Genomic DNA, 25,870 nt, shown 5'->3' with positions numbered 1-25,870 from the left:
GGCCACGCCCTCATGGGAGGGACACCAGGCTGATCAACGCCCCGGCCAGCACCAGCCCGGCCGCCACCAGCAGCCCGACCGCGTACCCGGTGGCGAAATCACCCGCGGCGTGCACGATCACTCCTACGGCCGCAATCCCGAAGAGTCCCGAAATTTCGCGACTCACGGAGAAGATCCCGCCCGCCACCCCCGCCCTCGCCTCCGGCACGGCGCCCAGCACCGCCGACCCCAGCGGCATGGTCAGCGCCGACCCCACCCCGATGGCGCACACGGCAGGCAGCAGCCGCCCCCACCCGTCCCCCGCCTCCAGCGTCCCGGCCAGCGCCATCCCGCCGGCCACCAGCACGAGCCCGGCGGCCACCGTCCGCCCGGCCCCGATCCGCCGCTCGACCAGCGGCACGACCGGCGTGACGATCACGACCAGCAGCGCCAGCGGCACGAACGCCATCCCGGCGTCCGTCGGCGTGAACCCGAGCACCCCCTGCAGAAAGATCGCCGTATAGAAGAACACCCCGTTCACCCCGAGCCCCCAGAGCACCTGCGCCGCCACCCCGCCCGCGAAGCTCCGCACCCGGAACAGCCCCAGCTCCACCATCGGCTCGCGGGCCCGCCGCTCGGCCACCACGAACGCCGCCACGCCGCTCGCGCACACGAGCACCGCCACCACGACGGCGGGCGACGCCCACCCGTGCGCCCCACCATGGATCAACGCGAACGTCCCGGCCGCCAGGAACACCACCGACGCCACCACCCCGGCCACGTCCAGCTCCCGCCCACCGGCCGCACGGCCACGAAGGCGGCCGGGGTCGCCCGCGCCTCCCGGGACGGCCACGGCGACCAACGCCATGATCACGACGCCGAGGGGCACGTTGGCCAGGAACACCCAGCTCCAGTGCGCGTGCTCGCTGAGGTAACCGCCTGCCACCGGCCCGAGCGCCAGCGCCGCCGCCCCCGAGGCCATCCACACGGCCACCCCCATGGAACGCTGCCGCTCCTCCCGCCCCGCCAGCACGGCCAGCGTCGCGGGCAGGGTCAACGCCGCCCCGGCCCCCTGCGCCAGCCGGGCCGCGACCAGCACCCCGACGGAGCCGGACAGGCCCGCGCCGAGCGAGGCCACCGTGAACGCCGCCAGCCCCGCCAGCAGCACCCGCCGATGCCCGTGGACGTCGGCCAGCCGCCCGCCGGCGAGCATGAGGCCCGCGAACGTCAGGATGTACCCGGTCGCCACCCACTCCAGGGCGGCCAGGCCCGCGCCGAGGTCGCGCTGGATGCTCGGGACCGCGACGGTGACGACCGTGTTGTCCAGCGTGGTCATGAAGCCGGCCAGGCCCGTGACGAGGTACAGCGCCCAGACCCTGGCCGGTCGCCGCCGCGCCCCGGTGACGGTCAGGCTCATTCGTCCACCTCCACCCACGTCCACCCGCCGCCCGGCAGCGCCCGGACCTCCCGGGCACGCCTGTCCGCCACCCGCACCCACCCCGCCTTCCGCTCCGGCTGCTCGCCCTCCTTCGCCGCTGTACGTCCACCGGGCGCGGCGGGCCGCGGCGGCGCGGGGAGCGGCACGGGATCGGTGTCCGCCCCGAAGACGGCCGACCGCCCGTTCACGGTCACCGCGGGTGGCACGGCCGCGGACGTCGGCGTGGATGCTGGTGCGGGTGTCGATTTCAAAGCCGGGAGGGCAGGAGCGGGGGCGGGGGCAAGGGCTGGGGACGGGGCGGCTTCGCGGAGCTCGATGCGGCGGTGGAACGCGCGCCACGACCGTGGCAACCACCAGTTCGCCCCGCCCATCAACCGCATCGAAGCAGGCACCAGCAACGCCCGCACCAGCGTCGCGTCCACCACGATCGCCACGAACATCCCCACCCCGAGCAGCTTCACGATCGTGATCCCGGCCGTCGAGAAGGCCCCGATCACGACCAGCAGCAGCAGCGCCGCACTGGTGATCACCCCGCCCGTCTGCTGCAACCCGGCGGCCACGGCGGCGGTGTTGTCCCCCGTACGCACCCACTCCGCCCGCACCCGCGACAGCAGGAACAGCTCGTAGTCCATGGACAGCCCGAACACCACGGCCAGGATGAGCACGGTGACGGTCGCCTCGATGGACCCGGTGGAGGTGAAGTTCAGGGCGGCGGCCAGGTGGCCGTCCTGGAAGGCCCACACGATGACGCCGAAGGACGCCCCGATGGACAGCACGTTCATCAGCAGCGCCTTGACGGGCAGCACCAGCGACCCGAACGCGGCGAACAGCAGCACGGCCGTGACCGAGCAGACCACCAGCGCCATCCACGGCAGCGTGGCGACCAGGCTGTCCTGGAGGTCCAGTTGTGCCGCGGTGGGCCCGCCGACCACGACCCGCCGCACGTTCGGCTCGGGCGAGAGGGCTCGGATCGACCGGACGAGGGCTCTGGCCTCGTCCGACATCGGGTCGGAGGCGTACCGCACGGCCAGCCGCACAGCCCCGTTGTCCTGCGACAACCCCGCCACCTCGACGTCCGTGACGCCGGGCAGCCGCTCCAGCCGCCGCACCAGCGGCCGGACGTCCACGGGGCTCACGGGGGTGACGGCGCTGATCGGCGTGTGCCCCTGCCCGAGCGGCCCGCGCAGCGGCGGCGCTTCGGTGAACGAGCGCTCGACCAGGACGTGCACGTCGATCGCGGCCATGGCGTTGCGGGCGAAGTCCCGGTCGAGGGTCTCGGCGACGCGGCGGCTCTCGGAGGCGGCCGGGAGCACCCGGTGGTCCACGTTCCCGAACTTGACGTGCAGGAACGGCACCGCCAGCCCGGCCAGCACCACGCTCACCGCCACCAGGTACAGCACGGGCCGGCGCATCACGCTGGAGGCGACGGAGTGCCACAGCCCGCCCTCCCGGCGCGGCCCGAAGTCGGGCGTGATGCGCAGGGCGTTCACGCGCGGCCCCAGGACGCCGAGCACGGCGGGCAGCACGATGAGCGCGGCCCCCACCGCGACGAGCACCACGGCGGCGGCGCCGAGCCCGATCGAGCGCAGGAACATCTGCGGGAACATCAGCAGCCCCAGCAGCGCCGTGGCGACGGTCAGCCCGGAGAAGGCCACGGTGCGCCCCGCCGTGGCCATGGTCCGCACCACGGCCTGCTCGTTCGTGGCCCCGCGGGCGATCTCCTCCCTGAACGCCTTGAGCACGAACAGCGAGTAGTCGATGGCCAGGCCGAGCCCGAGCATGGTGACGACGTTCAGCGAGAAGACCGACACCTCGGTGACGGAGGTGAGCAGCCGCAGCAGCACCAGCGCGCCGAGCACCGCGAGCAGCCCCACGACCAGTGGCAGCCCGGCGGCCACGAGGCTGCCGAAGACGACGACGAGCAGCACCAGCAGCACGGGCAGGGAGATGGCCTCGGCGCGGGCGAGGTCGGCGGCGGTCTGGTCGTTGAGCTCGCCGAGGAGGGGGACGGAGCCGCCGACCGACACGTGGAGGTTGTCGACGTCCCTGAGCCGGTCGGCGATGGCGGCGTAGGCGCGTGGCTCGTCGCCCTTGAGGGTGACGATCGCGTACGTCGAGTGCCCGTCCTCGGAGACCATCTTCCTGGACCCGGTCGTCCAGTACGTGGCCATCGCCCGCACGTGCCGGCCCGGCAGCTCCCGCAGCGAGTCGTGCACGGCCGCCTTGTAGCGGGCGTCGCGCGCCTTGACCGAGGGATGCCGGTAGAGGACGACGACGTCGGGGGCGTGGCCGCCGTACCAGTCGTCGTTCCAGCGGGCGGCGGTGGTGGAGTCGGCGCGCGGGTCCTCGAAGCCGCCGTCGGCCATCCGGCCGAACAGCTCCAGGCCGAGCGGCGCGACGAGGACGGCGGCGGCCAGGGTCAGCGCCAGCAGGGTCCACCGGCTGCGGTAGACCAGACGGCCCGCCGACTCAAACAAACAGACCCTCCACGTACGCCTGGAGGGTGGCACGGCGGGCGATCTTGCCGCTCGACGTCCTCGGCACGGTCCCGGCTCCGGTCAGCACGAAATCGTGCACCGCTAGATCGTGAAATTTCCGGACGGCGGCCCGTACCGCCCGCACGACCTCCTCCGCGTCGGCGGACTCCCCGGCCCGCGAGCGCTCGGCCACCACGACCAGCCGCTCTCCCTCGTCCCGGGTCAGGGAGAAGGCCGCCACGCGGTCCCGTCGCACCGCCGGATGCGCCTCCTGCACGGTGGCCTCGATGTCCTGCGGGTAGTGGTTGCGCCCGTCCACGATGACCAGGTCCTTGATCCTCCCGGTGACGTACAGCCGCCCGTCGTGCGACACCCCCAGGTCCCCGGTGCGCAGCCAGGTCCCGTCCGCCCCCTCCAGCACCGCCCCGAACACCTCCGCGCTGCGGGCCGGATCCCGCCAGTAGGCGCGCGCCACGTTCGGCCCCTGCACCCAGATCTCCCCCACCTCGCCGTCGGGAAGGGCCCGCCCGGACGGCCCGACGATGCGCACCCGCTGCCCGTGGGGACGGCCGCACGACACCAGGCGGGACCCCTCGACGGCGGGCACCGCGCGCCCGTCCCGCAGCGCGTCGCGGTCGAAGACGGTCGCCACCGGCCGCTCGTCCCGCCCGGTGGCGGTGACGAAGACGGTGGCCTCGGCCAGCCCGTACGCGGGCGTGTGCGCCTCGGGCCGCAGCCCGCACCCGGCGAACGCCGCGTCGAACGCCTCGATCGCCCCCGGCCGCACCGGCTCCGCGCCGTTCAGCATGACCCGCACCCCGGACAGGTCCAGGCCGGCCTTCTCCTCGGGGGTGACGCGGGCGGCGGTGTACTCGTAGGCGAAGTTGGGCCCGGCGGTGAAGACGTCCTCGAACTCCGACAGCAGCCGCAACCACCGCACCGGCCGCATGACGAACGCCACCGGGTCCATGAACGCCGCCTGGTTGCCGCCCATCATCGGCATCGCGACGGTGGCGACCAGGCCCATGTCGTGGAAGAGCGGCAGCCACAGCGCCGCGACCGAGGTCCTTGGCCTGGCCCGGAACAGCTCCCAGAGCTGGGTGGCGTTGGCGGCGAGGTTCCCGTGGGTGATCTCCACCCCGGCGGGCGTGCGGGTGGAGCCGGAGGTGTACTGCAGGTAGGCCAGGTCGCCGGGCCCGGCGGGCTCGGGCTCCCACTCGTCGGCGAGCAGGTCGGAGACGGTGTCCACGGCGAGCACGTGCTTGGGGGCGTGGGCGGTGGCCAGGAAGCCGGTGACGCCGGGCAGCGCGGGGGTCGTGGTCAGCACGATCATGGGATCGGCGTCGGCGTACGCCCCGGCCAGCCGCTCGCCGTGCCCCGGCAGCCCGGGCGCGAACAGCGGCACCGCGACGAGCCGGGCGTACATCGCACCCAGCATCGCCACCACGTAGTCCAGCCCCTGCGGCACGAGCACCGCCACGCGGTCGCCGGGCCCCGCCAGCTCGCGCAGCCGCACGGCCAGCGCCCTGGCTTTGAGGTCGGCGCGCGCCCAGGTGAGCGAGTGCCGCGTGCCGCCCCCGAGGTGGTCGAGGAACGTGTACGCGGGCGCCTGCGGGATCTCCCGGGCCCACCGGGCCACCTGTGCGATCAGCGTCTCGCGCATGCCTGGTCCCCTCACCGTGAGCAGGACCTAGCAAATTACGGGAGAAGCAGGCGCGATTCTTGCCCGGCACCGGCACAATCCGCGCCCGGTCTTGTTGCCGAAGTGACAATGAATAAGCAGACGACACAGCGCATTCGTTGCGGCAGAATGACGGAGTTTGGCTGCTTTCAGGGGGTTTGCGCAAATGCACGGCAATCTAGGCGATCTCGGCCTGCTCAGGGACCGTCGCTTCGCGCTCCTGCTGTCAGCACGCACGATCTCCGTGCTGGGCAGCGCGTTCGCCCCCGTCGCCCTGGCGTTCGGCATCCTCGGCCTGCCCGGCGCCGACGCCTCCACACTGTCGGCGGTGCTCACCGCCGAGGCGCTGCCCATGATCCTGTTCATGCTGGTCGGCGGCGTGATCGCGGACCGGCTGCCGCGCCACCGGGTGATGATGGCGGGCGAGTTCCTCATGGCGACCGGGTTCTTCTGCCTGGGGGCGATGCTGCTCACCGGCTGGACCCCGCCGGCCGCGCTGATCGCGGCGTCGGCGCTGGCCGGGGTGGCGACGGCGGTCACGTTCCCGGCACTGACCGGGATCATCCCCGAGGTCGTCCCGCTGGAGAAGCTGCAGACCGGCAACGCGCTGCTCGGGCTGGGCGCCAACGCCTCGCGGGTCGCGGGCGCGGTGCTCGGCGGCGGCATGGTGGTGCTGGTCGGCGGTGGCTGGGCGCTGGTGATGAGCGGCGCCATGTTCGCCGTGGCAGGCCTGCTGATCGCGCTGCTGCGGCTGGAGCCGGGCGACCGGCAGCGGGGCGAGACCCACTCGGTGCTGGCCGACCTGCGCGACGGCTGGCGGGAGTTCAGCTCGCGGCAGTGGATCTGGGTGGTGGTCGCGCAGTTCTCGCTGATGGTGATGGCCATCCAGGCCGCCCACGGTGTGCTCGGCCCGCTGCTGGCCAAGGAGAGCCTGGGCGGCCCGCTGGCCTGGTCGGGTTTCCTGGCCGGGGAGGCGGTCGGGACGATCGCCGGGGTGCTGATCTCGTTGCGGCTGCGCCCGAGCCGCCCGATCCTGGTGGGGGTGCTGCTCTGCCTGCCGACCGCGCTGCCGTACCTGCTGCTCGGCCTGGACGCGCCGCTCTGGGTGATCGTCGCGGGGGCGTTCGTGTTCGGCGTGTGCTTCGACGTGTTCGGCGTGTTGTGGCAGACCACGATGCAGCGCGAGATCCCGGCGGAGTCGCTGTCGCGGGTCAGCTCGTACGACATCCTCGGCTCGATGATGTTCGGCCCGATCGGGCTGCTGCTGGCCGGGCCCGCGGCGGGCTGGTTCGGCACCGAGGAGTCGCTGCTCGGCTGCGCGGTCATCGTGGTGATCTCCACGCTGGCCGCGCTGCTGTCACCCGGGGTGCGCAACCTGCGCGCGCCGGAGCCGCGGGCCGCCGCTCACGCCGACCTGAAGTAGGCGTTGGCCCTGGGCTGGAACATCAGCACCAGGGCCCCCAGCACGGCCAGCACGTGCAGGATCCGGCTGGCCGCGAAGGCCCACGTCATCGCGTCGGCCCCGGCCACGGCCCCGGCGATCGAGCCGCCCGCGAGCAGCCACTCCACCGGCTCCTTCACCAGCGAGACCGTGCCGAACACGCCGAGCGTGCCGGCCAGCGTCCAGCGGGCCCAGTTCGCGCCGCCCTTCAGCTTCAGCGCCAGGAACACCGCCCCGGCGAACACGGCCAGCCGGAACCCGGCCTGCGGAAGCAGGCCGAGCACCGGCGTGCCCTCGTACAGCAGCCTGCCGATCATCAGCACGGCCTCGAACGCGCCGAACGCGACGGCCGACAACCACAACATGGCGGCGGTGTGCACGACGGGCGGGGTCGTCTCGGTCCTGACGGCGGTGGTGGTGGTGCTCATGACGGAACCTCCGGATATGTGGTGATACCGCAGTCTCCGTCGAGCACCCTGTCCGAATCATGCCCGCCGTCCCCCGAGTTCCGGTGGGGCGCGCCCTACCCCACCTGGCCGCTTGTCCGCAGGCCGCGGGTAGGGACCCGCTCGCGCAGCCCGAAGCGCTCGTCCGGCGCGTGTTCACCGTCCAGCACGCCCGCCACGTATCCGGCCAGCGCCGGCGCGTGCTTGAACCCGTGCCCCGAGTCCCCGCCCAGCAGCCACACGCCGGGCGCGGTCTCGGCGAGCAGCCACTCGGCGTCCGGCGTGAGCGCGTACTGGCAGACCTGGCTGAACAGCACCGGCGCCTGCGCCAGCGCGGGGAACCTGCGGCCCAGGTAGCTCGCGGCCCGCTCGACGCTGTCCGCGTCGACCGCGCGGCTGCCGTGCTCGGGCTCGTACGGCCGCCCCTCCGCGTCGGAGGTGGCCTTCATGCCCACCCCGTCCACGTCGCCGTGCCCGTAGGCGGAGGCGTCGTAGTCGACCCAGGCCGGCGTCTCGGGCACCGACCAGGCGAGCGGCACCGCGAAGTGCAGCGTGTCCTGCTTGGACACGGTGATCGGCAGCCCGTCGAAGAGCTGGGGCAGCCAGGCGCCGCACGCCCACACCACCCGGTCGGCGCGGTGCACCTCGCCGTCGACCAGGACCGCGCTCTCCCCCGGAACGGGCAGCGCCCGCGCCCTGACCAGCCGGACCCCGGCGTACGCCGCCAGGCCGGCGGTCACCTGGGTGGCCCGCCTGGCCCTGATCACGCCCGCGTTCGGCTCCCAGAGCAGGAAACTGAGGCCGTCGCCGCTGAAGTCGGGGAAGAACCTGGCGCCGTCGTCCGGGTCGAGCTGCCGACACTCGATGTCCAGGCCTTTCAGCACCTGGGCGCTGGCGTGCTCCCACCCGTCAGGGGTCCTGGCGAACCACAACATCCCGGCCTCCAGGTAGAGCTCCTCCCCCGCCCGCTCGCCGAGCCGCCGCCAGCCGTCCCTGGCCTCCCACGCACGGCGGGCGTACCAGTCGTCGGTCCCGTGCGCGCAGCGCAGCAGCCGCGTCTCGCCCGCGCTGGCCTGCCGTACGTGCCCCGGCCGGTGCTGCTCGACCAGCGTCACCCGCCAGCCGGTTTCGGCCAGCCGCAAGGCCAGCGACGACCCCCAAATGCCTGCTCCGACCACAATGACCGATTTCATGAGACCACCGTGACCGCAAACCCGGCTCCGCCACAAGACTTCAGACGATGATGAGCCTGACGACCACGCCCGCGCAGTTGCCCGCCACGCAGACGCGCACCGGCACCTCGGAGATTCCGGGCGCGGCGGGGACGCCGCCCACGTGGCCGTCGGGGCCGATGCTCACGCCCTCGGGCACCTTGTCGTGGTCGGTCACGGTGAAGGTGGGCACCACCCCGGCGGGGCCTCCATTGATGCCGATCTCGCCGTTCAGCGCCGTGCCCGCCTTGCCGGGGAAGGTCAGCTCGCGCGGCTCCCACGGCACGTTGGCCAGCACCACGAGCGTGACGTCCTGCGCGCGGCACGCCGGCCCGGTGCAGATCTGCACGGTGGCGACGAACGTGCCGGAGCGCTGCGGCTTGCCGTACAGGCGGCCGCCCTGGTCGACCTTGACGCCGACCGCGAGGTAGGCGGGGCGGAAGGTGACGCCCTTGGCCACGGGCAGCAGCCACTGGCTGACCTCTATGCCCACGGTGACGTAGAACGTGCTCTCCACCAGGCTCTCGTCGGCCGGCGACTCGCGCGACACCTGGACCATGGGGGTGGTGAGCGAAGGCATGGCAGGCGAAAGGGCGCACATCGCCAGCCCGGCAAGCAGGAGAACCCACCTTTGCCGCATCATTACCCCCCGGCTCTTCTACGCGGTTACGTACCCCCTTCACCGGCCCCTTCACAGCGGAACGTCGCTACATAATCGGTCGCATGGCCGCTGAATCAGCTCAGACCCTGGAGCGCGGGCTCCGCCTGCTCAGACTGCTCGCCGACGGCAAGGGCGGGCGCACGCCGACCGAGCTGAGCGCGGAGCTGTCGCTGAGCCGCCCGGTGGTGTACCGGCTGCTCACCACGCTGCTGGGCGAGGGTTTCGTGCGCAGGGACGCCGAGGGGCGGGTGCATCTCGGGTTCGGGGTGCTGGCGCTGGCCCAGGCCGTGCAGCCGCTGCTGCGTGCGGCGGCGGTGCCGACGTTGCGGCGGCTGGCCGAGCAGGTGGGCGCGACCGCGCACCTGACCGTGGCCGAGGGCGACGACGGGCTGGCCGTCGCGGTGGTGGAGCCGTCCTGGACGAAGATGCACGTGGCCTACCGCGAGGGCTCGCGCCATCCGCTGGCCAAGGGCGCGGCGGGGCAGGCGATTCTCGCCCTACGGGAGGGGCGGCACGACTACTTCGTGACGGAGGGGCAGTTGCAGGAGGGCGCGCGAGGCGTCGCCGCGCCCGTGACCGGGCTCCCGTGGCTGGAGGCGTCGGTGGGGGTGGTGACGTTCGGGCCGCTGGAGGAGAGCACGGGGTCGCGCGTGGTGGCCGCCGCCGCGGAGCTGGCCGCCGCCCTGGGTTGACATCTCCTCTCCGATAGCGGACGGTAGTTACATATAGAGGACACGTTCGTCCGATAGTCGGACAGGCAGCATGGAGGGGCCGATGCCGTACTACCGGGTCGTGGGAGAGGTGCCGCGCAAGCGGCACACCCAGTTCAGGCGGCCTGACGGCGGTCTATACGCGGAGGAGCTGATGGGCGAGGAGGGCTTCTCGTCCGACTCGTCGCTGCTCTACCACCGCCACCTGCCGACCGCGATCATCAAGGCCGAGGCGGTCACACCGGCCGTGGAGACACGGCTCGAGCCCAACCTGCCGCTCTCGCCGCGCCACTTCCGCACGCAGGACCTGGCCGGCGCCGGCGACCTGGTCGCCGGCCGGATCACGCTGGCGGGCAACAGTGACGTCCGGTTGTCGTACGCGACCAGCGACCAGCCCAGCGAGCTCTACCGCAACTCCATGGGCGACGAGTGCGTCTACGTCCAGCGCGGGCGGGCGCGCTTCGAGTCCACGTACGGCGTGATCGAGGCCGCCGAGGGCGACTACGTGGTGATCCCGACCGGCACCATCCATCGCTGGGTGCCGCAGGGCGGCCCGGCGAACGTGCTGGCCATCGAGGCGGCCGGGCACATCAGGCCGCCCAGGCGCTACCTGTCGCAGTACGGCCAGTTCCTGGAGCACGCGCCCTACTGCGAGCGCGACCTGCGCGCCCCATCCGAGCCGTTCGTCGTCGAGGGCGAGGAGGTGCCGGTCCTGGTGCGCACGCGCGGCGGGCTGACCAGGCTCGTCTACCGCAACCACCCGTTCGACGTGGTGGGCTGGGACGGCTACCTCTATCCCTTCGCGTTCAACATCGAGGACTTCGAGCCGATCGTGAAGAAGACGCACGCGCCGCCGCCGGTGCACCAGACGTTCGAGGGGCCGGGGTTCGTGGTGTGCTCGTTCTGCCCGCGGCCGCTCGACTACCACCCGGAGGCCGTGCCGATCCCGTACAACCATCACAACGTGGACTCCGACGAGTTCATGTTCTACGTCGGCGGCGACTACTCGGCCCGCGCGGGCTCCGGCATCGACGTCGGCTCGATCTCGCTGCACCCGGCCGGCTTCACGCACGGGCCGCAGCCGGGAGCGGTGGAGGCGGTGATCGACGCCGTCTCGCGCGGCGTCACGACGACCAGCGAGGTGGCCGTCATGGTGGACACGTTCCGCCCGCTCGACCTCGGCCAGGGCGCGCTGTCCTGCGAGGACCCCGGATACGCCTGGACCTGGGCACGATGAACCTTTACACCGCACTCGTGGACGACGCGGGCCTGTTCCCGCCGACGTCCCTGCACATGGACGAGGCCCTGGCCCGCAACCGGCGCGACCTGGAGCAGGGCAACGACGTCCTCACCCACCGCTTCCTCTGCCCGGCCAGCCGCCTGGAGCGGCTGCGCGGCATGGACTACCGGCCGCGCAGGATCGGGCTCATCGCCGACACCAGCACGCTGCCCGACTGGGGCGACCTGCCGGTCGACTACGTCGAGACGCGGCTGCCGCCCGACACCTCCGTCGAGGAGCTGGCCGGGCAGCTCGGGCTGCGCGACGGCGTGCGGCTGTTCGCCGAGGTGGCCCCGCGCAAGATGGCCGTGGACGTGCCCGACGGCGTCGGGCTGAAGGTGCGCTGCGGCGGCACGACGGCCGACGCGTTCCCGCCCGTGGAGCACCTGGGGCAGTTCATCAGGTCCTGCGTGGAGAACGGCATCCCGTTCAAGGCCTCGGCCGGGCTGCACCACGCCGTCCGCCACTTCGACCCCTCGCTCGGCGTCGACCGGCACGGCTTCCTGAACCTGCTGCTGGGCGTCTGCGAGGCCGTGGAGGGCCGCGACCCGTCGCCCGTGCTGCGCACGACCGACGTCGGCCAGCTCGTCCGGATGGCGACCTCCGTCCAGGAGGACACCGCCCGGCGGGCACGCGAGCTGATGGTGAGCTACGGGTCGTGCAGCACCAGCACGCCCATCGAGGACCTGCGCACGCTGGGGCTGATCTCATGAGCTGGGGTGTGGACAACCTGCCGTACGGGGTCTTCTCCTGCCCAGGGCGGGAGCCCAGGGTCGGCGTCCGGTACGGCGACAAGGTCCTCGACCTGGCCTCCGCCCTGCACGACGAGGTCTTCGCCGCCCCCTCGCTCAACCCGTTCATGGCCAGGGGCCGCGCCGCGTGGCACGACACGAGGGCGTTGATCAGGAACAAGCTCACCACCGACCGGTCCGTCACCGAGCGGCACCTGATCCCGCTGGACCAGGTGCGGCTGCACCTGCCGTTCGAGGTGGCCGACTACGTCGACTTCTACTGCTCGATCGACCACGCGAGCAACATCGGCAAGATCTTCCGCCCGGGCTCCGAGCCGCTGCAGCCCAACTGGCGGCACCTGCCCGTCGGCTACCACGGCAGGTCGGGCACGGTCGTGGTGTCGGGCACGCCGGTCAAGCGCCCCGAGGGCCAGCTCGGGGCCGGGACGTTCGGGCCGTGCCGGAAGCTCGACGTCGAGGCGGAGCTGGGCTTCGTGGTGGGCGTGCCGACCTCGATGGGCTCGCCCGCGGGGGCGTTCGAGGACCACGTGTTCGGGGTGACGCTGGTCAACGACTGGAGCGCGCGGGACATCCAGGCGTGGGAGTACGTGCCGCTGGGACCGTTCCTGGCCAAGTCGTTCGCCACGTCGGTCTCGCCCTGGGTCACGCCGCTGGAGGCGCTGCCCAGGATCCCCGGCAGGGCCCAGGACCCCAAGCCGGCCGCGTACCTGCGCAGGCAGGGCGACTGGGGCCTGGACATCGAGCTGGAGATCCTGCTCAACGGCGAGGTCGTGGCGCGACCGCCGTACTCGGCCATGTACTGGACGCCCGACCAGATGCTCGCGCACATGACGGTGAACGGGGCCTCGCTGCGGACCGGTGACCTGTTCGCCAGCGGCACGATCTCGGGCCCCGAGCCGGGCCAGCGCGGCTCGCTCATCGAGCTGACCTGGAACGGCACCGAGCCGATCAAGCTGCCGGGCGGCGAGACGCGCACGTTCCTCCAGGACGGCGACACGGTGACGATCCGGGCCACCGCCGCCGGGCTGACATTGGGCGAAGTTTCCGGAACCGTCGGATAGCTGACTCGGTGTGCTTGCACGGTGACTCACCGCTACCCTGGGATCACCCCTTCCCTCGGAAAGCAGGAGTCACATGCGGCATGCCGCGACGCTTTGTGTCGCCTTTCTCCTGGTCTGTGGGTGTCTGCTCCTGGTCGGCGGTTGCGGTTCCGGCGCGGCCGGGCCGCCCGCGGCGCCGCCCGTCGTGCAGGTCTGGCCGCCGTTCGACTCCAAGCGCGCCCGGACCGATCGCGGCCTGGTGATCAGGGCACAGGGCGGCACGCTCACCCAGGTGCTGGTCTACGAGGGCGGCGAGCCGGTGCCCGGCCGGCTCGACGACGCGCGCACGACGTGGCGCACCGACTGGACGCTCCGCCCCGGGGCCGAGTACACCGTGACCGCCACCGCCACCCGCGAGGGCGCGCCCGCCACGGTCGCGATGGGCCGCGTCCGCACCCGCACCGCCGCCAGGACGTTCCAGGTGGCCGCCACCGCGCCGTTGCCCGGCGAGACGGTCGGCGTGGGCATGCCGATCATCATCGACTTCGACGCGCCCGTCGAGGAGAAGGCGGCCGTGGAGCGGGCGCTGGAGGTGCGGGCGCAGGCGCCGGTGGAAGGCGCCTGGCGGTGGACCAGCGACACGCAGGTGATCTACCGCACCCGGCGGCCGTGGTCGGCCAGGCAGCAGGTCACGGTCACGGCGCACCTGGCGGGCGTGCGCGCGGGCGACGGCCTCTACGGCGGCACCGACTCCACCTTCGCCTTCACCGTCGGCCGCAGGCAGACCAGCACCATCGACACCCGGACGCACCAGATGGTCGTCCTGCGCGACGGCAGGGTCGCCCAGCGCATGGCCATCAGCGCCGGCATGGCCACCACCACCGAATACACCACGACCAGCGGCATTCATCTGACCATGGACAAGGGAAATCCGGTGCGCATGATCTCCCCCGGCCGCCAGAAGGGCGATCCCGGCTTCTACGACCTGATGATCGACCACGCCGTGCGCATCTCCAACAGCGGCGAATACGTGCACGCCAAGGACAACCTGTGGGCCCAGGGCCGGTCCAACGTCAGTCACGGCTGCGTCAACGCCCGGCCGGATCAGGCGGCCTGGTTCTACGCCACGTCGCTGCGCGGCGACCCGGTCACGATCACGGGCACCGACCGCCCCCTGGAATGGGACAACGGATGGGGTTTCTGGCAACTCCCGTGGGAGAAATGGCGGCAGGGAAGCGCGCTGCGGGAAATCGACGGCCCAGGTGAGAGGGTGCCGCAGCGCTGATATCAGGATTACGGTAGAGGAAGGAGGAACCACACGCGGACACAGGCCCGTTGTCTCATCAGGAGGGCCAGGACATGGATGAATGGATCATCTGGGTAATCCTCGCAGTCGTCCTCGGCGTGGCCGAAATATTCACGCTCACGGCTTCACTCGGCCTGCTGGGCGCCGCGGCGCTGCTGACCGCCGCCACCGCCGCCCTCGGCCTGCCCGTGCCCCTGCAGTTGATCTTCTTCGCGGTGTCCTCCGCGGCCGGCCTGCTGGTGCTCAGGCCGATCGCGATGCGTCATATCAACCAGCCGCCGCTGCAGCGGTTCGGTGTGGAAGCGCTCGTCGGTAAACCCGCGTACGTCGTGGCCGAAGTGACGGGCCGTGACGGGCGCGTGCGCATCGGGGGCGAGGAATGGTCGGCGCGCGCCTACGACGAGACGCTGGTGATCCCCACAGGAGCGACGGTCGACATCATCGAGATCGAAGGGGCGACAGCCCTCGTATATCCCCGGGAGTAACCCATGGATCCGCTGTTGCTGGTCGGACTGTTCGTCATACTCTTCGCCGCGATGACCCTGCTGAAGGCGGTGCGGATCGTCCCTCAGGCCCGGGCTCGCAACGTCGAGCGCCTCGGCCGTTACCACCGGACGCTCAAACCCGGGCTCAACTTCGTCATCCCGTACATCGACCGCGTCTACCCCATGATCGACCTGCGGGAGCAGGTCGTCTCCTTCCGTCCCCAGCCGGTCATCACCGAGGACAACCTGGTGGTCGAGATCGACACCGTCCTGTACTTCCAGGTGACCGACCCGCGGGCGGCGGCGTACGAGATCGCCAACTACATCACCGGCGTCGAGCAGCTCACCGTCACCACCCTGCGCAACGTCGTCGGCTCCATGGACCTGGAGAAGACCCTCACCTCCCGCGACACCATCAACAGCCAGCTGCGCGGCGTGCTCGACGAGGCCACCGGCAAGTGGGGGCTGCGGGTCAACCGCGTCGAGATCAAGGCCATCGACCCGCCGAAGACCATCAAGGACGCGATGGAGAAGCAGATGCGGGCCGAGCGCGACAAGCGCGCGGCGATCCTGAACGCCGAGGGGCAGCGGCAGTCGCAGATCCTCACGGCGGAGGGCGACAAGCAGAGCCGCATCCTGCGGGCCGAGGGCCAGCGCACGGCCGCCATCCTGGAGGCCGAGGGCCAGTCGCGCGCCATCGACCAGGTCTTCCAGGCAGTCCACCGCAACGACCCCGACCCGAAGCTGCTGGCCTACCAGTACCTCCAGGTGCTCCCGCAGCTCGCGCAGGGCGACGGCAACACGTTCTGGGTGATCCCCAGCGAGGTCACCTCGGCCCTGCAGGGCGTCTCGAAGGCGTTCACGGAGGCCCTGCCGCGCTCGGCGGCCACGCGGGACGAGGTGCCCGACACCTCGGCGGCCGACGAGGAGGCGGCCAGGGCCTCGGAGGCCGCGGCCGAGGCGGTGGCCGACGCCCAGGACGCGGAGAGCCCGAACGGGCCGCGTCAGATCACGCAGAAGGTCGAGGAGCCGTCACCGTTCCCCGACCTGGACAAGAAGCCGTCGGAGGCCGAGCGCTGACCCCTCGGCCGGCGCCGATCGTGCGACCGGCGCCGGCCGGGCCGTGGGTCAGTGCGACAGCGGCGCCTCGGTGGTGTCCACCAGGGTGCACTCGGCGATCGGCCCCTCGCCCACCTTCGCCCAGATCCCCGCGACGATCCCGCCGTTGTTCTCCGACACGCTGAACTCCAGGACCCCGGTCTGGCCCGGGCCGATCACGCGGGGATCGATGACGAAGCCCGGCAGGCCGTCCTCAGGCGTGGGGAACACGTGCAGCGAGGCCTCCTCGGCGGTGAGGAAGTGGCTGCTGCGAGGCTGGGGGCTGCACTTCTTGCCCATGGGGATGTAGTCCACGACCACGTTCGCCCCCAGGTCGCGCAGGTCCTGCTCCAGCCTGTCCGGATCCTTGGCCTCGTTGATGCTGATGTGGATCAGCCCGTCGGGCAGCCTGGACACCGCGTACGCGGGCGAGCCGCCCAGCAGCAGCGGGACGGCCACCGCGGCGGCTGCCGCCAGCCCCAGGGCGGGGGCCAGGACGGTGAGGCGGGGCAGGCGGCGCCTGCGCGGGCTCGCGTCGATCTCGGTCATCACGAACTCCTTGAGCAGTCGGTGACGGCCCTCGGGAAGATCGCGTTCAGCCGGTATGTTCATCGGATCTCCTCCTTCGCGGGGCCACGGTCACCTACTACCTGTCGGCTTTCCGGAGGCGGTTCCCCGGCGTCCGCGAGTTTTCTGCGCGCCCGCGAGAGCCGCGAGCGCACCGTGCCCACCGGGATGCCGAGCGCCTCGGCCGCCTGGGCGTAGTCGAGGCCCGACCACACGCACAGCGCGAAGACGTCCTGCTCCTGGCGGCGCAGCCGCCCGTACGCCGCGCGCACGGCGGCCAGGCGCTCGGTGTCGTCGATGCGGCCCACGACCTCGTCGGCGAAGTCCGGCACCGTCTCACCCCTGGGCATCCTGGCCAGCGCGTCGTCGTGCCTGCGGGCGGCCCGGCGCACGTTGCGGTGCACGTTGGTGGCGATGCCCAGCAGCCAGGGCCGCAGGGAGCCGCCCTCCGGGTCGATCCGCGCCCGTAAGCGCCAGGCCTCCAGGAAGGTCAGCGCCATCACGTCCTCGGCGGTGGACCAGTTGCCGGTCAGGCGGAAGGCATGGTTGTAGACGGCCTTCGCGTCATCGTCGAAGAGCCGTGCGAACGCCTCCTGGTCACCGGCGCGGATGCGGGCGCGTGTCGACATATCCACATATGTCTACTGTCCGGGCACGCGCCCCGGTTCCGTCCGGCCGCAGTGTTCCGCTCAGCCGCAGTGTTCCGCTCAGCCGCAGTGTTCCGCTCAGCCGCGGTGTTCGGTCTGGCCGCGGTCGAAGTACGCCGCCAGGTCCGCGTCCAGGGCCGGCACGTCGTACGGCATGCCGCCGTCGCGCAGCGACATCGTCGCCATGTACCCGGCCGCCACGCTCATCCTGGCCGCCACCGGCGAGGTGTCCGTCACCCCGCCCTCCCTGACGAACCTCAGGAACTCGGTCACGATCTCCATGTCCGCGCCCCCGTGCGAGCCCGACGCCTCCGGCACCTTGTACGCGATGTCGCAGTCGTCCCGGTAGCCGGTGGGCCCGGTGTTCCACACCTTCACCGTGTCCCCCGGCCCGTCGCCGAAGTTCTCCAGGCGGCCCTCGGTGCCGATCACCGTGTAGTTGCGCACGTAGTCGGGCGAGAAGTGGCACTGCTGGTAGGCCGCGATGACGCCGTTGTCCAGGCGCATGTTCATCACCGACACGTCCTCGACGTCCACGACGTGGTGCAGGTTCCTGCGCGTGGTGGGCGGCCACTCGTACTCCTGGAGCCAGCCGTCGGGCCGCGGGGTGCCGGGCTCGCGGCGCGGCAGGTCGCCGTAGAGCATGAGGTCGCCCAGGGCGTTCACCCTGGTCGTGTAGCCGCCGGCGAGCCAGTGGATCACGTCGAGGTCGTGCGCGGCCTTCTGCAGGAGCAGGCCGGTGGTGCGGGTGCGGTCGGCGTGCCAGTCCTTGAAGTAGTAGTCGCCGCCGTAGGAGACGAAGTGGCGCACCCAGACCGTCTTCGGCTCGCCGATGACGCCCTTGGCGATGATGTCGCGCATCAGCCTGACCACGCCCATGTGCCGCATGTTGTGGCCGACGTACAGCCTGGTGCCGCTCTCGCGGGCGGCGCGCAGGATCGCGTCGCAGCCCTCGACCGTGATGGCCATCGGCTTCTCCAGGTAGACCGCCTTGCCGGCGCGCAGGCAGTCGATGGCCAGCCGCTCGTGCGTGTCGTCGGGCGTGTTCACCACGACGGCGTCGAGGTCGGGCCGGTCGAGCAGCTCGCGGTAGTCCTCGGTGAGGAGCTCCGCCTCGAACGTGCCCGCCCGCCTCTTGAGCACCGCCGGGTCGGAGTCGCACAGCGCGGCCACCACCGCGCCCCTGCCGGGCCGGTGCGCCGCCAGGGCGAGGCTGGTCCGCAGGCCGAGGCCGATGACTCCGATGCGCAGGTCTTCCACGGGCGTTCCTTCCGACAGCACCGATTTATCCAAGAAGTCAGCTTAAATCATGTGCTTCTACTCAAACATGATCGATATGCGCACTTTTCCGACAGATCTGGCTCAAGGTGCTTGCGTAAAGAGCTGCCGGTCGGCATGTTCGAGCGCCAGCCTGACCGCGCCCAGCGCGATGCACTCGCTGCCCAGGCCCGAGGCCACGACGACCGGCGGGTAGAGGCAGACCTCCGCGAACCGCTCCCTGATGGGCTCGATGAGCAGGTCACCGGCCTTGGCCAGGCTGCCGCCGATCACCACCATCTCCGGGTCCAGCGGGTTGACCACCGTGATCAGGCCCTCGCCGAGATGGCGGGCGAAGTCCCTGACGGCCCGCGCGGCCAGCTCGTCGCCCGCGCGGGCCCGTTCGACGGCGAACTCGGCGGCCTCGCGCTGCGAGCGCATCTCCCCGGGCTCGACCGAGATCGCGTAGTCGGTCATGTGCCGGTAGGCCCGCCAGTGGTCGCCGGGCTGCCGCCCGATCTCGCCCGAGGCCGCGTGCGCGCCGCGATGCGGCCTGCCGCCGATGAGCAGCCCCAGGCCCAGCCTGCTGCCGGTGAAGAGGTAGACCACGTCCTGGCGGCCGCGCGCCTGCCCGCGCCAGTGCTCGGCCAGCACCGCCAGCCGCATGTCGTTCTCCACCAGCACCGGCGCCGGGAGCCTGCGGGACAGCTCGCCCCGCAGGTCGAGCCCCGTCCACCCGGCCAGCGCGACGCTCTTGACGACCCGGCCGGAGCCGTCCACCGTCCCGGTGGTGCCGACGCCCACGGCGGCCACGTCCGGCACCGTCAGCCCCGCCTCGGCCACCACCGCGCCGACCAGCTCCGCGATGGCGTCCAGCCGGTCGCCGGCGGGCGCCGAGGGGTGGCCGGGCACGTGGCGCGCGGCCACGACGGCTCCGTTGAGGTCGGTGACCATGGCCCGCAGCCTGGACGCGCCCACGCCGACCCCCACCACGTGCCCGGCCGCCGCGCGGAACCGGAACCGCCTGGCCGGCCGCCCGCGCTGGCGGTCGCCCTGCTCCTCGCCGCACTCCTCCGCCCACCCCTCGGCGAGCAGGCCCTCCACGGCGACCTCGGCGGTCGGCCTGGACACCCGGGCCGCCCGCGCCAGCTCCGACAGCGTGGCCACCTCGCTCTCGCGCAGGACGCGCAGGATGGCCGCCGAGTTGAGCCTGCGCAGGAGAGAGGCGTCACCGCCCTGCTGTCGCACCGAACCTCCCACCGGTTATTTCAAGGAATTTGTCTAATTCTGCCAGGTCGGACGGTCGCGTGAAGCAGAGCTGTGGGGGCACTTAAGAACTCCTCGATGGACACGTCCCGTGCCTGGCGGGCACAGTGCACTAGGTTCGTAACGGCGAAAGTGGGGGGCCATGAAAGCGCTGGTCAAAGAGCGGCCCGAGGCCGGCCTATGGCTGGTGGACGTGCCCGAGCCCGAGGTCGGTCCCGGCGAGGTGAAGATCCGGGTGCTGCGGACCGGCATCTGCGGCACGGACCTACATATACGGAAATTTGACGATTGGGCGCGGCACACGCTGGAGCTCCCGCTCATCGTCGGACACGAGTTCTCCGGTCACGTGGTCGAGGTGGCGCCGGGCGTCGAGGACATCGCCGTCGGCGACCTCGTCAGCGGCGAGGGGCACATCGTCTGCGGCAAGTGCCGCAACTGCATGGCCGGCCGCAGGCACCTGTGCGCCAACACGATCGGGCTCGGCGTCAACCGGGACGGCGCCTTCGCCGAGTACGTCACGCTGCCCGCCTCCAACGTCTGGGTGCACCGCGTGCCCGTCCACCCCGACGTGGCGGCCATCTTCGACCCCTTCGGCAACGCCGTGCACACCGCGCTGTCCTTCCCGCTGGTCGGCGAGGACGTGCTGATCACCGGCGCCGGCCCCATCGGCCTGATGGCGGCGGCCGTCGCCACGCACGTCGGCGCGCGCAACGTGATGATCACCGACGTCAGCGACGAGCGCCTCGACCTGGCCGGCAAGCTCGGCGTCTCCCTCACCGTGAACGTCTCCCGCTCCTCGATCGCCGAGGGCATGCGCCAGCTCCACCTGCGCGAGGGCTTCGACGTCGGGCTGGAGATGTCCGGTAACCCGGTGGCCGTGCGCGACATGATCGCGAGCATGACCCACGGCGGGAAGATCGCCATGCTGGGGCTGCCTGCCGAGGAGTTCGCCGTCGACTGGTCCACCATCGTCACCTCGATGATCACGATCAAGGGCGTGTACGGCCGGGAGATGTACGAGACCTGGTACAACATGTCCGTCCTGCTGGAGAAGGGCCTCGACCTCTCCCCCGTGATCACCGACCGGTTCTCGTACCGGGACTTCGACGCCGCCTTCGACACCGCCGCAAGTGGCCGTACCGGCAAGGTCATCCTGGACTGGAGCGAAGGAGCCCGGCTGGAGAGCGCGAGTGACGAGCCAACGGAAGCCGAAGCGGTCGCGACCGTAGACAGGAGCCTGTGATGTTCACGAACGTGCGCCAGCAACTGCGTACGACGCTCGACGAGATCAGCGAGGCGGGGCTGCTCAAGCCCGAGCGCGTGATCTCCACCCCGCAGAGCTCCCAGGTGAGCGTGGCCGGCCGCGAGGTGCTCAACTTCTGCGCCAACAACTACCTGGGCCTGGCCGACGATCCCACCGTGGTCGAGGCCGCCAAGCAGGCGCTGGACCGGTGGGGGTTCGGCATGGCCTCCGTACGCTTCATCTGCGGCACCCAGGAGGTGCACAAGGAGCTCGAGACCCGCCTGTCCGACTTCCTCGGCATGGAGGACACCGTCCTCTACAGCTCCTGCTTCGACGCGAACGGCGGCGTGTTCGAGACCCTGCTCGACGCCCAGGACGCGGTGATCTCCGACGCGCTCAACCACGCCAGCATCATCGACGGCATCCGCCTGTCCAAGGCCCAGCGCTTCCGGTACGCCAACCGCGACATGTCCGAGCTGGAGGCCCGGCTGAAGGAGGCGTCCGAGGCGCGGCGGCGGCTGATCGTCACCGACGGCGTGTTCTCCATGGACGGATATCTCGCGCCGTTGCGGGAGATCTGCGACCTGGCCGAGCAGTACGACGCCATGGTCATGGTCGACGACTCCCACGCCGTCGGCTTCGTCGGCCCGACCGGCCGCGGCACGCCCGAGCTGCACGGCGTCACCGACAGGATCGACATCATCACCGGCACGCTCGGCAAGGCCCTGGGCGGGGCCAGCGGCGGCTACGTCTCGGCCCGCAAGGAGATCTGCGAGCTGCTGCGCCAGCGCTCGCGCCCGTACCTGTTCTCCAACTCCCTGGCCCCCGTCATCGCCTCGGCGTCGCTGCGCATCCTCGACCTGCTGGAGACCTCGAACGACGCCCGCGAGCGGCTGCGCGCCAACACCGCCCGCTTCCGCAGCGAGATGGCCAGGAACGGGTTCGACATCCTGCCGGGCGACCACCCGATCGTGCCCGTCATGATCGGCGACGCCGCCGAGGCCGCCGCCCTGGCCGAACGCCTGCTCGACCTGGGCATCTACGTGATCGGCTTCTCCTACCCCGTCGTGCCGCACGGGCAGGCCAGGATCCGCGTGCAGCTCTCGGCCGCCCACTCCGAGCAGGACGTGGACCGCGCCGTCCAGGCCTTCGCCCAGGCACGGGGCTGAGCCCGCGCGCGGCGCCGAGCTGAGTATCCTCGCTGCGTGATAGACACGCGGCGGTTGCGCACGCTGCGCGCGGTGGCCGACCACGGCACGGTCACCGCCGCGGCGGCCGCGCTGCACCTGACGCCTTCCGCCGTGTCCCAGCAGCTCGTGGCACTGGAGCACGAGGTGGGGCACCGCCTGCTCACCCGTGACGGGCGCGGCGTGCACCTCACCGCCGTGGGCAAGATCATGCTGGCTCACGCGAACCAGGTCCTCGCCCAGCTCGAACGCGCCGAGGCCGAGGTGGCCGCGTACACGACGGGCGAGGCGGGCGAGGTCACCGTGGCCTGCTTCGCCACCGCGATCAGCGCCGTGCTCTCCCCCGCCATCGCCGCCCTGCGCGAGACCTCGCCCGGCGTGCGCGTGCGCGTGCAGGACGCCGAGGGCGACCACAGCCTGGCCATGCTGCTGGACGGCCAGGCGGACCTGGCCATCACGGTGGAGTACCGCGGCGCCCCCGACGCCGCCGACCCCCGGCTGTCACGCCGCCCCCTGTACGCCGAGCCGTTCGACCTGGTGCTCCCCCGCGACCACCCGCTGGCCGGCTCGGCCACGCTGGTGTCGCTGGCCTCCGAGACGTGGATCGGCCCCTACCCGGGCAACCCGGTGCACGACGTGATCACCTTCGCCTGCCAGCAGGCGGGCTTCACGCCGGGCCTGGTGCACTGCTCCGACGACTTCCGCGCCGTGGTCGCGCTGGTCGGGGCGGGAGCCGGGGTGGCGCTCGTGCCACGGCTGGCGCTGCGCGACATGGCGCTGCCCGGGGTGGCGGTGCGGCAGACGCCGGGCCCCGAGCGCCGCGTCTTCGCCGCCGTACGCCGCGGCTCCGACGCCCATCCCCTCCTGCGCCCGCTTCTCGCGGCCCTCCGCGAGGTGGCCGGATCTCTCGGAACGGGCTGAAACACTCCACCCATATCCGGACATCTCCTCGGGTGTGTTCGCCGATCGGAAGGACCACTCCATGGGGCCACCTGAGCCCGAGCAACGCTTCGAGGAGCTCTATATGGCGAATTATCCAGCCATCGCCACGTATGTCAGGCGGCGCGCGACGTCGCCCGACGACATCGCGGACGTGATCGCGGAGACGTTCACCACGGCCTGGCGCCGGCTCGACGACATCCCGCCGAAGGCGGAGGAGACCAGGCTCTGGCTGTACGGCGTCGCCAGGCGCGTGCTCGCCAACCACTTCCGCGCCGAGGAGCGCCGCACCGCCCTGACCGCGCGCCTGCGCGACGAGGTCTCGGCCTGGGCCGCGCCCGAGCCGGCCCACGATCCCGCCTACCAGGCGTTCCGGCGGCTGGCCGACGACGACAGGGAGCTGCTCTCGCTGGTCGCCTGGGAAGGGCTCAGCGGGCCCGAGATCGCCAAGGTGCTCGGCTGCTCCCGCGGCGCCGCCCGGCTGCGGCTGCATCGTGCCCGCAAGCGGCTGGCCAGGGAGCTGGCCGCCCTCGACCCCGAACTCGCCGGCTACGGCAACCGCGCCGTCTCCCTCGCGAAGGGACAGTGATCATGACCGACAAGACCGTCGACGACGTCGTCTCCCGGCTCGCCGCACCCCCCGTCACCTCCGTCGGCGAGGGCGCCCGCGATCTGATGCACCACATCATGGCGGTCTCGCCCGCCCCCGAACCCGCGAGGCCCCGCGGACGGCGGAGCCTGCGGGTGGCCATCCCCGCGGGCGCCCTGCTGGCGGCCGGAGCCGTGGCTGCCACCACCTGGCTGCTTCCTGCCTCACCCGCCGCCGCGCTCGACATCAAGGAGGAGGGCGGCTACTACGTCATCGAGATCAATGACCTCTTCGCCAACCCCGCGGTGTACGAGCGGCAGCTACGGGACGCCGGGCTCGACGTCCGGCTCCGGGTGATACCCGCCACCGCCGCCTTCGAGCGTCAGGTCTTCCCCACCTCGCCGGACGACAGGTACCTGACCGAGATCCAGGGCATCTACCCGCCAGGCCCCTGCGACAGGGTGGACGGCTGCGCCACCGGCGTGAAGATCCCCAAGAACTTCGCCGGAACCGCCGACATCGCCGTGAGCCGTAGGGCGCGGCCGGGCGAGAAGTACCAGAGCATCACCACGTTCAGCGCCAAGGGTGAGCCCATGCACTGCGTGCCCTATCTCAACAAGACCGTCAGCGAGGTGCTGCCGCTGCTGAAGGAACGCGGGGTGCGGGTCAACGAGTACTCGGACGCCGCGGTCGTCGGCAACGACGACGGCAGCGACCTGCGTAGCTCGGTACCCGGTACCTGGCACGTCATGGACGGCTACCTCACCGAGCCGGGCATGGCCACTCTCTCCGTCTCGGAGACACCGATGCCGGAAGAGGACGTCATCCGCCGCGACCAGAAGACGCTGAGAGTGGACGGCTGCTCGATCGCCTGATCTCCAGGGGTAGCCTGCTGGCCCATGACACCGAACGGGCCGGACGGCCTCCCCTACCGGAGGCTGCTCGGCCTGCCCGGGGTCCCGGCGCAGGCGGTGCTCGGGTTCCTGGCCCAGCTCACGCAACAGGTGGCGCCCGTCGGCATCGTGCTCGTGGTGCAGGGCGCGAGCGGTTCGCTGGCCCTGGCCGGGGTGGCGGCGGCGGCGTTCTCCGTCGGAGCGGGCATGGGCCGGCCCGTGCAGGGGCGGCTCATGGACCGCCACGGGGCCAGGACGGTGCTGGCCGGCACTGCCTTCCTGCACGTGGCGGCCCTGCTGGCGCTGCTCGCATGCGCCAGGCCCGGCTTACCGTGGTGGCCCATGGTGGTGCCGGCCTGGATCGCGGGCTTGGGGCTGCCGCCCGTCTCCGTCAGCATGCGCGTCGAGTGGGGCCGCAGGGTCGCCGCCCCCGACCGCACCGCCGCCTACAGCCTGGTCTACCTGGTGCAGGAGCTGGCCATGCTCGCCGGGCCCCTCCTGTTCGGGCTGCTGATCGCGGTGGCGTCGGCGTCGCTCGCGCTGGGCCTGGTCGCGGGGGCGGCCGGGGCCGGCACGCTCGCCTTCGCGCGGGCGCTCCTGGCGGGCGCGGACGGGCCCGCGCGCGAGCGGGGGCGGGCCTTCGCCGACCGGCGCATGCTGGTGCTGATGGCCGTGGTGCTGCTGCACGGCGGCACCTTCGGGGCGCTCCAGGTGGGGCTGCCCGCGCTGGCCGCCGCCCGCGGCGTGCCCGCCGCCACGGGGTTGCTGGTGGCGGCGCTGTCGCTGGGCGGCATCGCGGGGGCCATCGCCTACGGGGCCCGCTCGTGGCGCTCGCCTGCCCAGGTGCGGCTGGTGGGGCTGATGTTGCTGCTCGGGCTCGCGCTGGCCCCGCTGGTGCCGGCCGGGCCGCTGCCGGTGTTCTGCGTGGTGCTGTTCGCCGGCGGGCTGGTGCTCAACCCGGCGCTGACGACGTCGTCGTTGCTCGTGGACGAGTACGCGCCCACCGCGCAGGCCGAGGCGTTCGGCTGGATCTCGACGGGGCTCGGGATCGGTGGCGCGGCGGGATCGGCCGTGGCGGGCGTGGTCGGGGAACGCTTCGGCCACGGCGCTCCCTTCCTGGCAGGCACCGCGTTCGCGCTGGCGGGCGGCGCGCTGGCGGCGCTGCTGCTGAGGCGCGCCTGAGGCCGGGGAGCAGCGCGTACCGGGGGGTGCCGTCGTCCGCGACGAGTGGCGGGGCCGGCCGTTCGGGCAGGATCCGCACGGCCACGACGACGAGCA

24 protein-coding genes are annotated in these 25,870 nt (G+C 72.1%); 14 read left to right on the top strand and 10 right to left on the bottom strand.

All coding sequences use genetic code 11. The features are described from left to right. Positions 1–10: 10 nt before the first annotated feature. The 3 genes from HD597_RS54670 to HD597_RS54660 are packed head-to-tail and all read right to left on the bottom strand — an operon-like array spanning position 11 to position 5,557. The gene (locus HD597_RS54670) at positions 11–1,396 is read right to left on the bottom strand and encodes an MFS transporter (protein WP_253756004.1); all 1,386 of its coding nucleotides are present in this window, start codon (positions 1,394–1,396) and stop codon (positions 11–13) included. Beyond that, the gene (locus tag HD597_RS54665) at positions 1,393–3,894 is read right to left on the bottom strand and encodes an MMPL family transporter (protein ID WP_253756002.1); all 2,502 of its coding nucleotides are present in this window, start codon (positions 3,892–3,894) and stop codon (positions 1,393–1,395) included. Before HD597_RS54665 ends, HD597_RS54670 begins: the two co-directional genes overlap by 4 nt. Next, positions 3,887–5,557, bottom strand: coding sequence for a fatty acyl-AMP ligase (locus HD597_RS54660; protein WP_253756000.1), 1,671 nt, complete (start codon positions 5,555–5,557; stop codon positions 3,887–3,889). Before HD597_RS54660 ends, HD597_RS54665 begins: the two co-directional genes overlap by 8 nt. A 184-nt stretch (positions 5,558–5,741) precedes the next feature. Between HD597_RS54660 and HD597_RS54655 the strand changes: the two genes are divergently transcribed. Next, on the top strand, positions 5,742–6,998 hold the full coding sequence (locus HD597_RS54655; protein WP_253755998.1) for an MFS transporter: 1,257 nt from the start codon (positions 5,742–5,744) through the stop codon (positions 6,996–6,998). Here the strand turns inward: HD597_RS54655 and HD597_RS54650 are convergent. The 3 genes from HD597_RS54650 to HD597_RS54640 form a co-directional block, all read right to left on the bottom strand. Continuing rightward, the gene (locus tag HD597_RS54650; protein ID WP_253755996.1) at positions 6,980–7,444 is read right to left on the bottom strand and encodes a hypothetical protein; all 465 of its coding nucleotides are present in this window, start codon (positions 7,442–7,444) and stop codon (positions 6,980–6,982) included. The genes HD597_RS54655 and HD597_RS54650 overlap by 19 nt on opposite strands. A 95-nt stretch (positions 7,445–7,539) precedes the next feature. Continuing rightward, positions 7,540–8,655: an NAD(P)/FAD-dependent oxidoreductase gene (locus HD597_RS54645; RefSeq protein ID WP_253755994.1), complete on the bottom strand. Its 1,116-nt coding sequence runs from the start codon at positions 8,653–8,655 to the stop codon at positions 7,540–7,542. 40 nt (positions 8,656–8,695) lie between these two features. Continuing rightward, entirely contained in the window at positions 8,696–9,253 is a 558-nt protein-coding gene (locus HD597_RS54640) for a hypothetical protein (protein ID WP_253755992.1), read from the bottom strand. Positions 9,254–9,396: 143 nt separating this feature from the next. Here HD597_RS54640 and HD597_RS54635 point away from each other — a divergent pair, with 143 nt between their 5' ends. The 7 genes from HD597_RS54635 (at position 9,397) to HD597_RS54605 (ending at position 15,986) form a co-directional block, all read left to right on the top strand. Beyond that, on the top strand, positions 9,397–10,026 hold the full coding sequence (locus HD597_RS54635; RefSeq protein WP_253755990.1) for an IclR family transcriptional regulator: 630 nt from the start codon (positions 9,397–9,399) through the stop codon (positions 10,024–10,026). 82 nt (positions 10,027–10,108) lie between these two features. Then, positions 10,109–11,281 carry a homogentisate 1,2-dioxygenase gene (locus HD597_RS54630; RefSeq protein WP_253755988.1) on the top strand — a complete coding sequence of 391 codons (1,173 nt, stop codon included), beginning with the start codon at positions 10,109–10,111 and terminating at the stop codon, positions 11,279–11,281. Further along, a complete protein-coding gene (locus tag HD597_RS54625; protein ID WP_253755987.1) occupies positions 11,278–12,036 on the top strand; it encodes a hypothetical protein in 759 nt (252 codons plus the stop codon). The genes HD597_RS54630 and HD597_RS54625 overlap by 4 nt, the downstream gene beginning before the upstream one ends. After that, entirely contained in the window at positions 12,033–13,136 is a 1,104-nt protein-coding gene (fahA, locus tag HD597_RS54620) for a fumarylacetoacetase (RefSeq protein WP_253755985.1), read from the top strand. The genes HD597_RS54625 and fahA overlap by 4 nt, the downstream gene beginning before the upstream one ends. A 73-nt stretch (positions 13,137–13,209) precedes the next feature. Beyond that, positions 13,210–14,400, top strand: a complete 1,191-nt coding sequence (locus tag HD597_RS54615) for a L,D-transpeptidase (protein ID WP_253755983.1) — start codon at positions 13,210–13,212, stop codon at positions 14,398–14,400. Between the two features lie 74 nt (positions 14,401–14,474). Beyond that, complete coding sequence (locus HD597_RS54610; RefSeq protein ID WP_185100436.1) at positions 14,475–14,906, top strand: NfeD family protein; 432 nt, start codon at positions 14,475–14,477, stop codon at positions 14,904–14,906. 3 nt (positions 14,907–14,909) lie between these two features. Further along, positions 14,910–15,986 carry an SPFH domain-containing protein gene (locus HD597_RS54605; RefSeq protein ID WP_253755981.1) on the top strand — a complete coding sequence of 359 codons (1,077 nt, stop codon included), beginning with the start codon at positions 14,910–14,912 and terminating at the stop codon, positions 15,984–15,986. Positions 15,987–16,034: 48 nt separating this feature from the next. Here HD597_RS54605 and HD597_RS54600 read toward each other — a convergent pair whose 3' ends face one another. The 4 genes from HD597_RS54600 to HD597_RS54585 all read right to left on the bottom strand — a co-directional run bounded on the left by HD597_RS54600 (position 16,035) and on the right by HD597_RS54585 (position 19,723). Beyond that, a complete protein-coding gene (locus HD597_RS54600) occupies positions 16,035–16,616 on the bottom strand; it encodes a hypothetical protein (RefSeq protein WP_253755979.1) in 582 nt (193 codons plus the stop codon). Beyond that, positions 16,613–17,200 (bottom strand): RNA polymerase sigma factor, encoded by a 588-nt coding sequence (locus tag HD597_RS54595; RefSeq protein ID WP_253755977.1) that lies wholly within the window; start codon positions 17,198–17,200, stop codon positions 16,613–16,615. The genes HD597_RS54600 and HD597_RS54595 overlap by 4 nt, the downstream gene beginning before the upstream one ends. A gap of 96 nt (positions 17,201–17,296) precedes the next feature. Next, positions 17,297–18,478, bottom strand: a complete 1,182-nt coding sequence (locus HD597_RS54590; RefSeq protein WP_253755975.1) for a Gfo/Idh/MocA family protein — start codon at positions 18,476–18,478, stop codon at positions 17,297–17,299. A 102-nt stretch (positions 18,479–18,580) separates the two neighbouring features. Beyond that, entirely contained in the window at positions 18,581–19,723 is a 1,143-nt protein-coding gene (locus HD597_RS54585; RefSeq protein ID WP_253755973.1) for an ROK family protein, read from the bottom strand. A gap of 160 nt (positions 19,724–19,883) precedes the next feature. On the opposite strand from HD597_RS54585, the gene tdh reads away from it, so the two are divergent. The 6 genes from tdh to HD597_RS54555 all read left to right on the top strand — a co-directional run bounded on the left by tdh (position 19,884) and on the right by HD597_RS54555 (position 25,774). Further along, positions 19,884–20,984 (top strand): L-threonine 3-dehydrogenase, encoded by a 1,101-nt coding sequence (gene tdh, locus HD597_RS54580; RefSeq protein ID WP_253755971.1) that lies wholly within the window; start codon positions 19,884–19,886, stop codon positions 20,982–20,984. Continuing rightward, entirely contained in the window at positions 20,984–22,153 is a 1,170-nt protein-coding gene (locus HD597_RS54575) for a glycine C-acetyltransferase (RefSeq protein WP_253755969.1), read from the top strand. Before tdh ends, HD597_RS54575 begins: the two co-directional genes overlap by 1 nt. Before the next feature lie 36 nt (positions 22,154–22,189). After that, positions 22,190–23,092, top strand: coding sequence for a LysR family transcriptional regulator (locus HD597_RS54570; RefSeq protein ID WP_253755967.1), 903 nt, complete (start codon positions 22,190–22,192; stop codon positions 23,090–23,092). A gap of 61 nt (positions 23,093–23,153) precedes the next feature. Beyond that, positions 23,154–23,699 (top strand): RNA polymerase sigma factor, encoded by a 546-nt coding sequence (locus tag HD597_RS54565; protein WP_276083271.1) that lies wholly within the window; start codon positions 23,154–23,156, stop codon positions 23,697–23,699. A 2-nt stretch (positions 23,700–23,701) separates the two neighbouring features. Beyond that, entirely contained in the window at positions 23,702–24,574 is an 873-nt protein-coding gene (locus HD597_RS54560; protein ID WP_253755963.1) for a hypothetical protein, read from the top strand. 24 nt (positions 24,575–24,598) lie between these two features. Further along, on the top strand, positions 24,599–25,774 hold the full coding sequence (locus HD597_RS54555) for an MFS transporter (RefSeq protein ID WP_253755961.1): 1,176 nt from the start codon (positions 24,599–24,601) through the stop codon (positions 25,772–25,774). Positions 25,775–25,870 lie beyond the last annotated feature (96 nt).

Source organism: Nonomuraea thailandensis (assembly GCF_024172165.1).
Taxonomy (GTDB): domain Bacteria; phylum Actinomycetota; class Actinomycetes; order Streptosporangiales; family Streptosporangiaceae; genus Nonomuraea; species Nonomuraea thailandensis.
The sequence above is the reverse complement of the archived record's forward strand: the minus strand, read 5'-3'. Positions and strand labels throughout refer to the sequence as shown.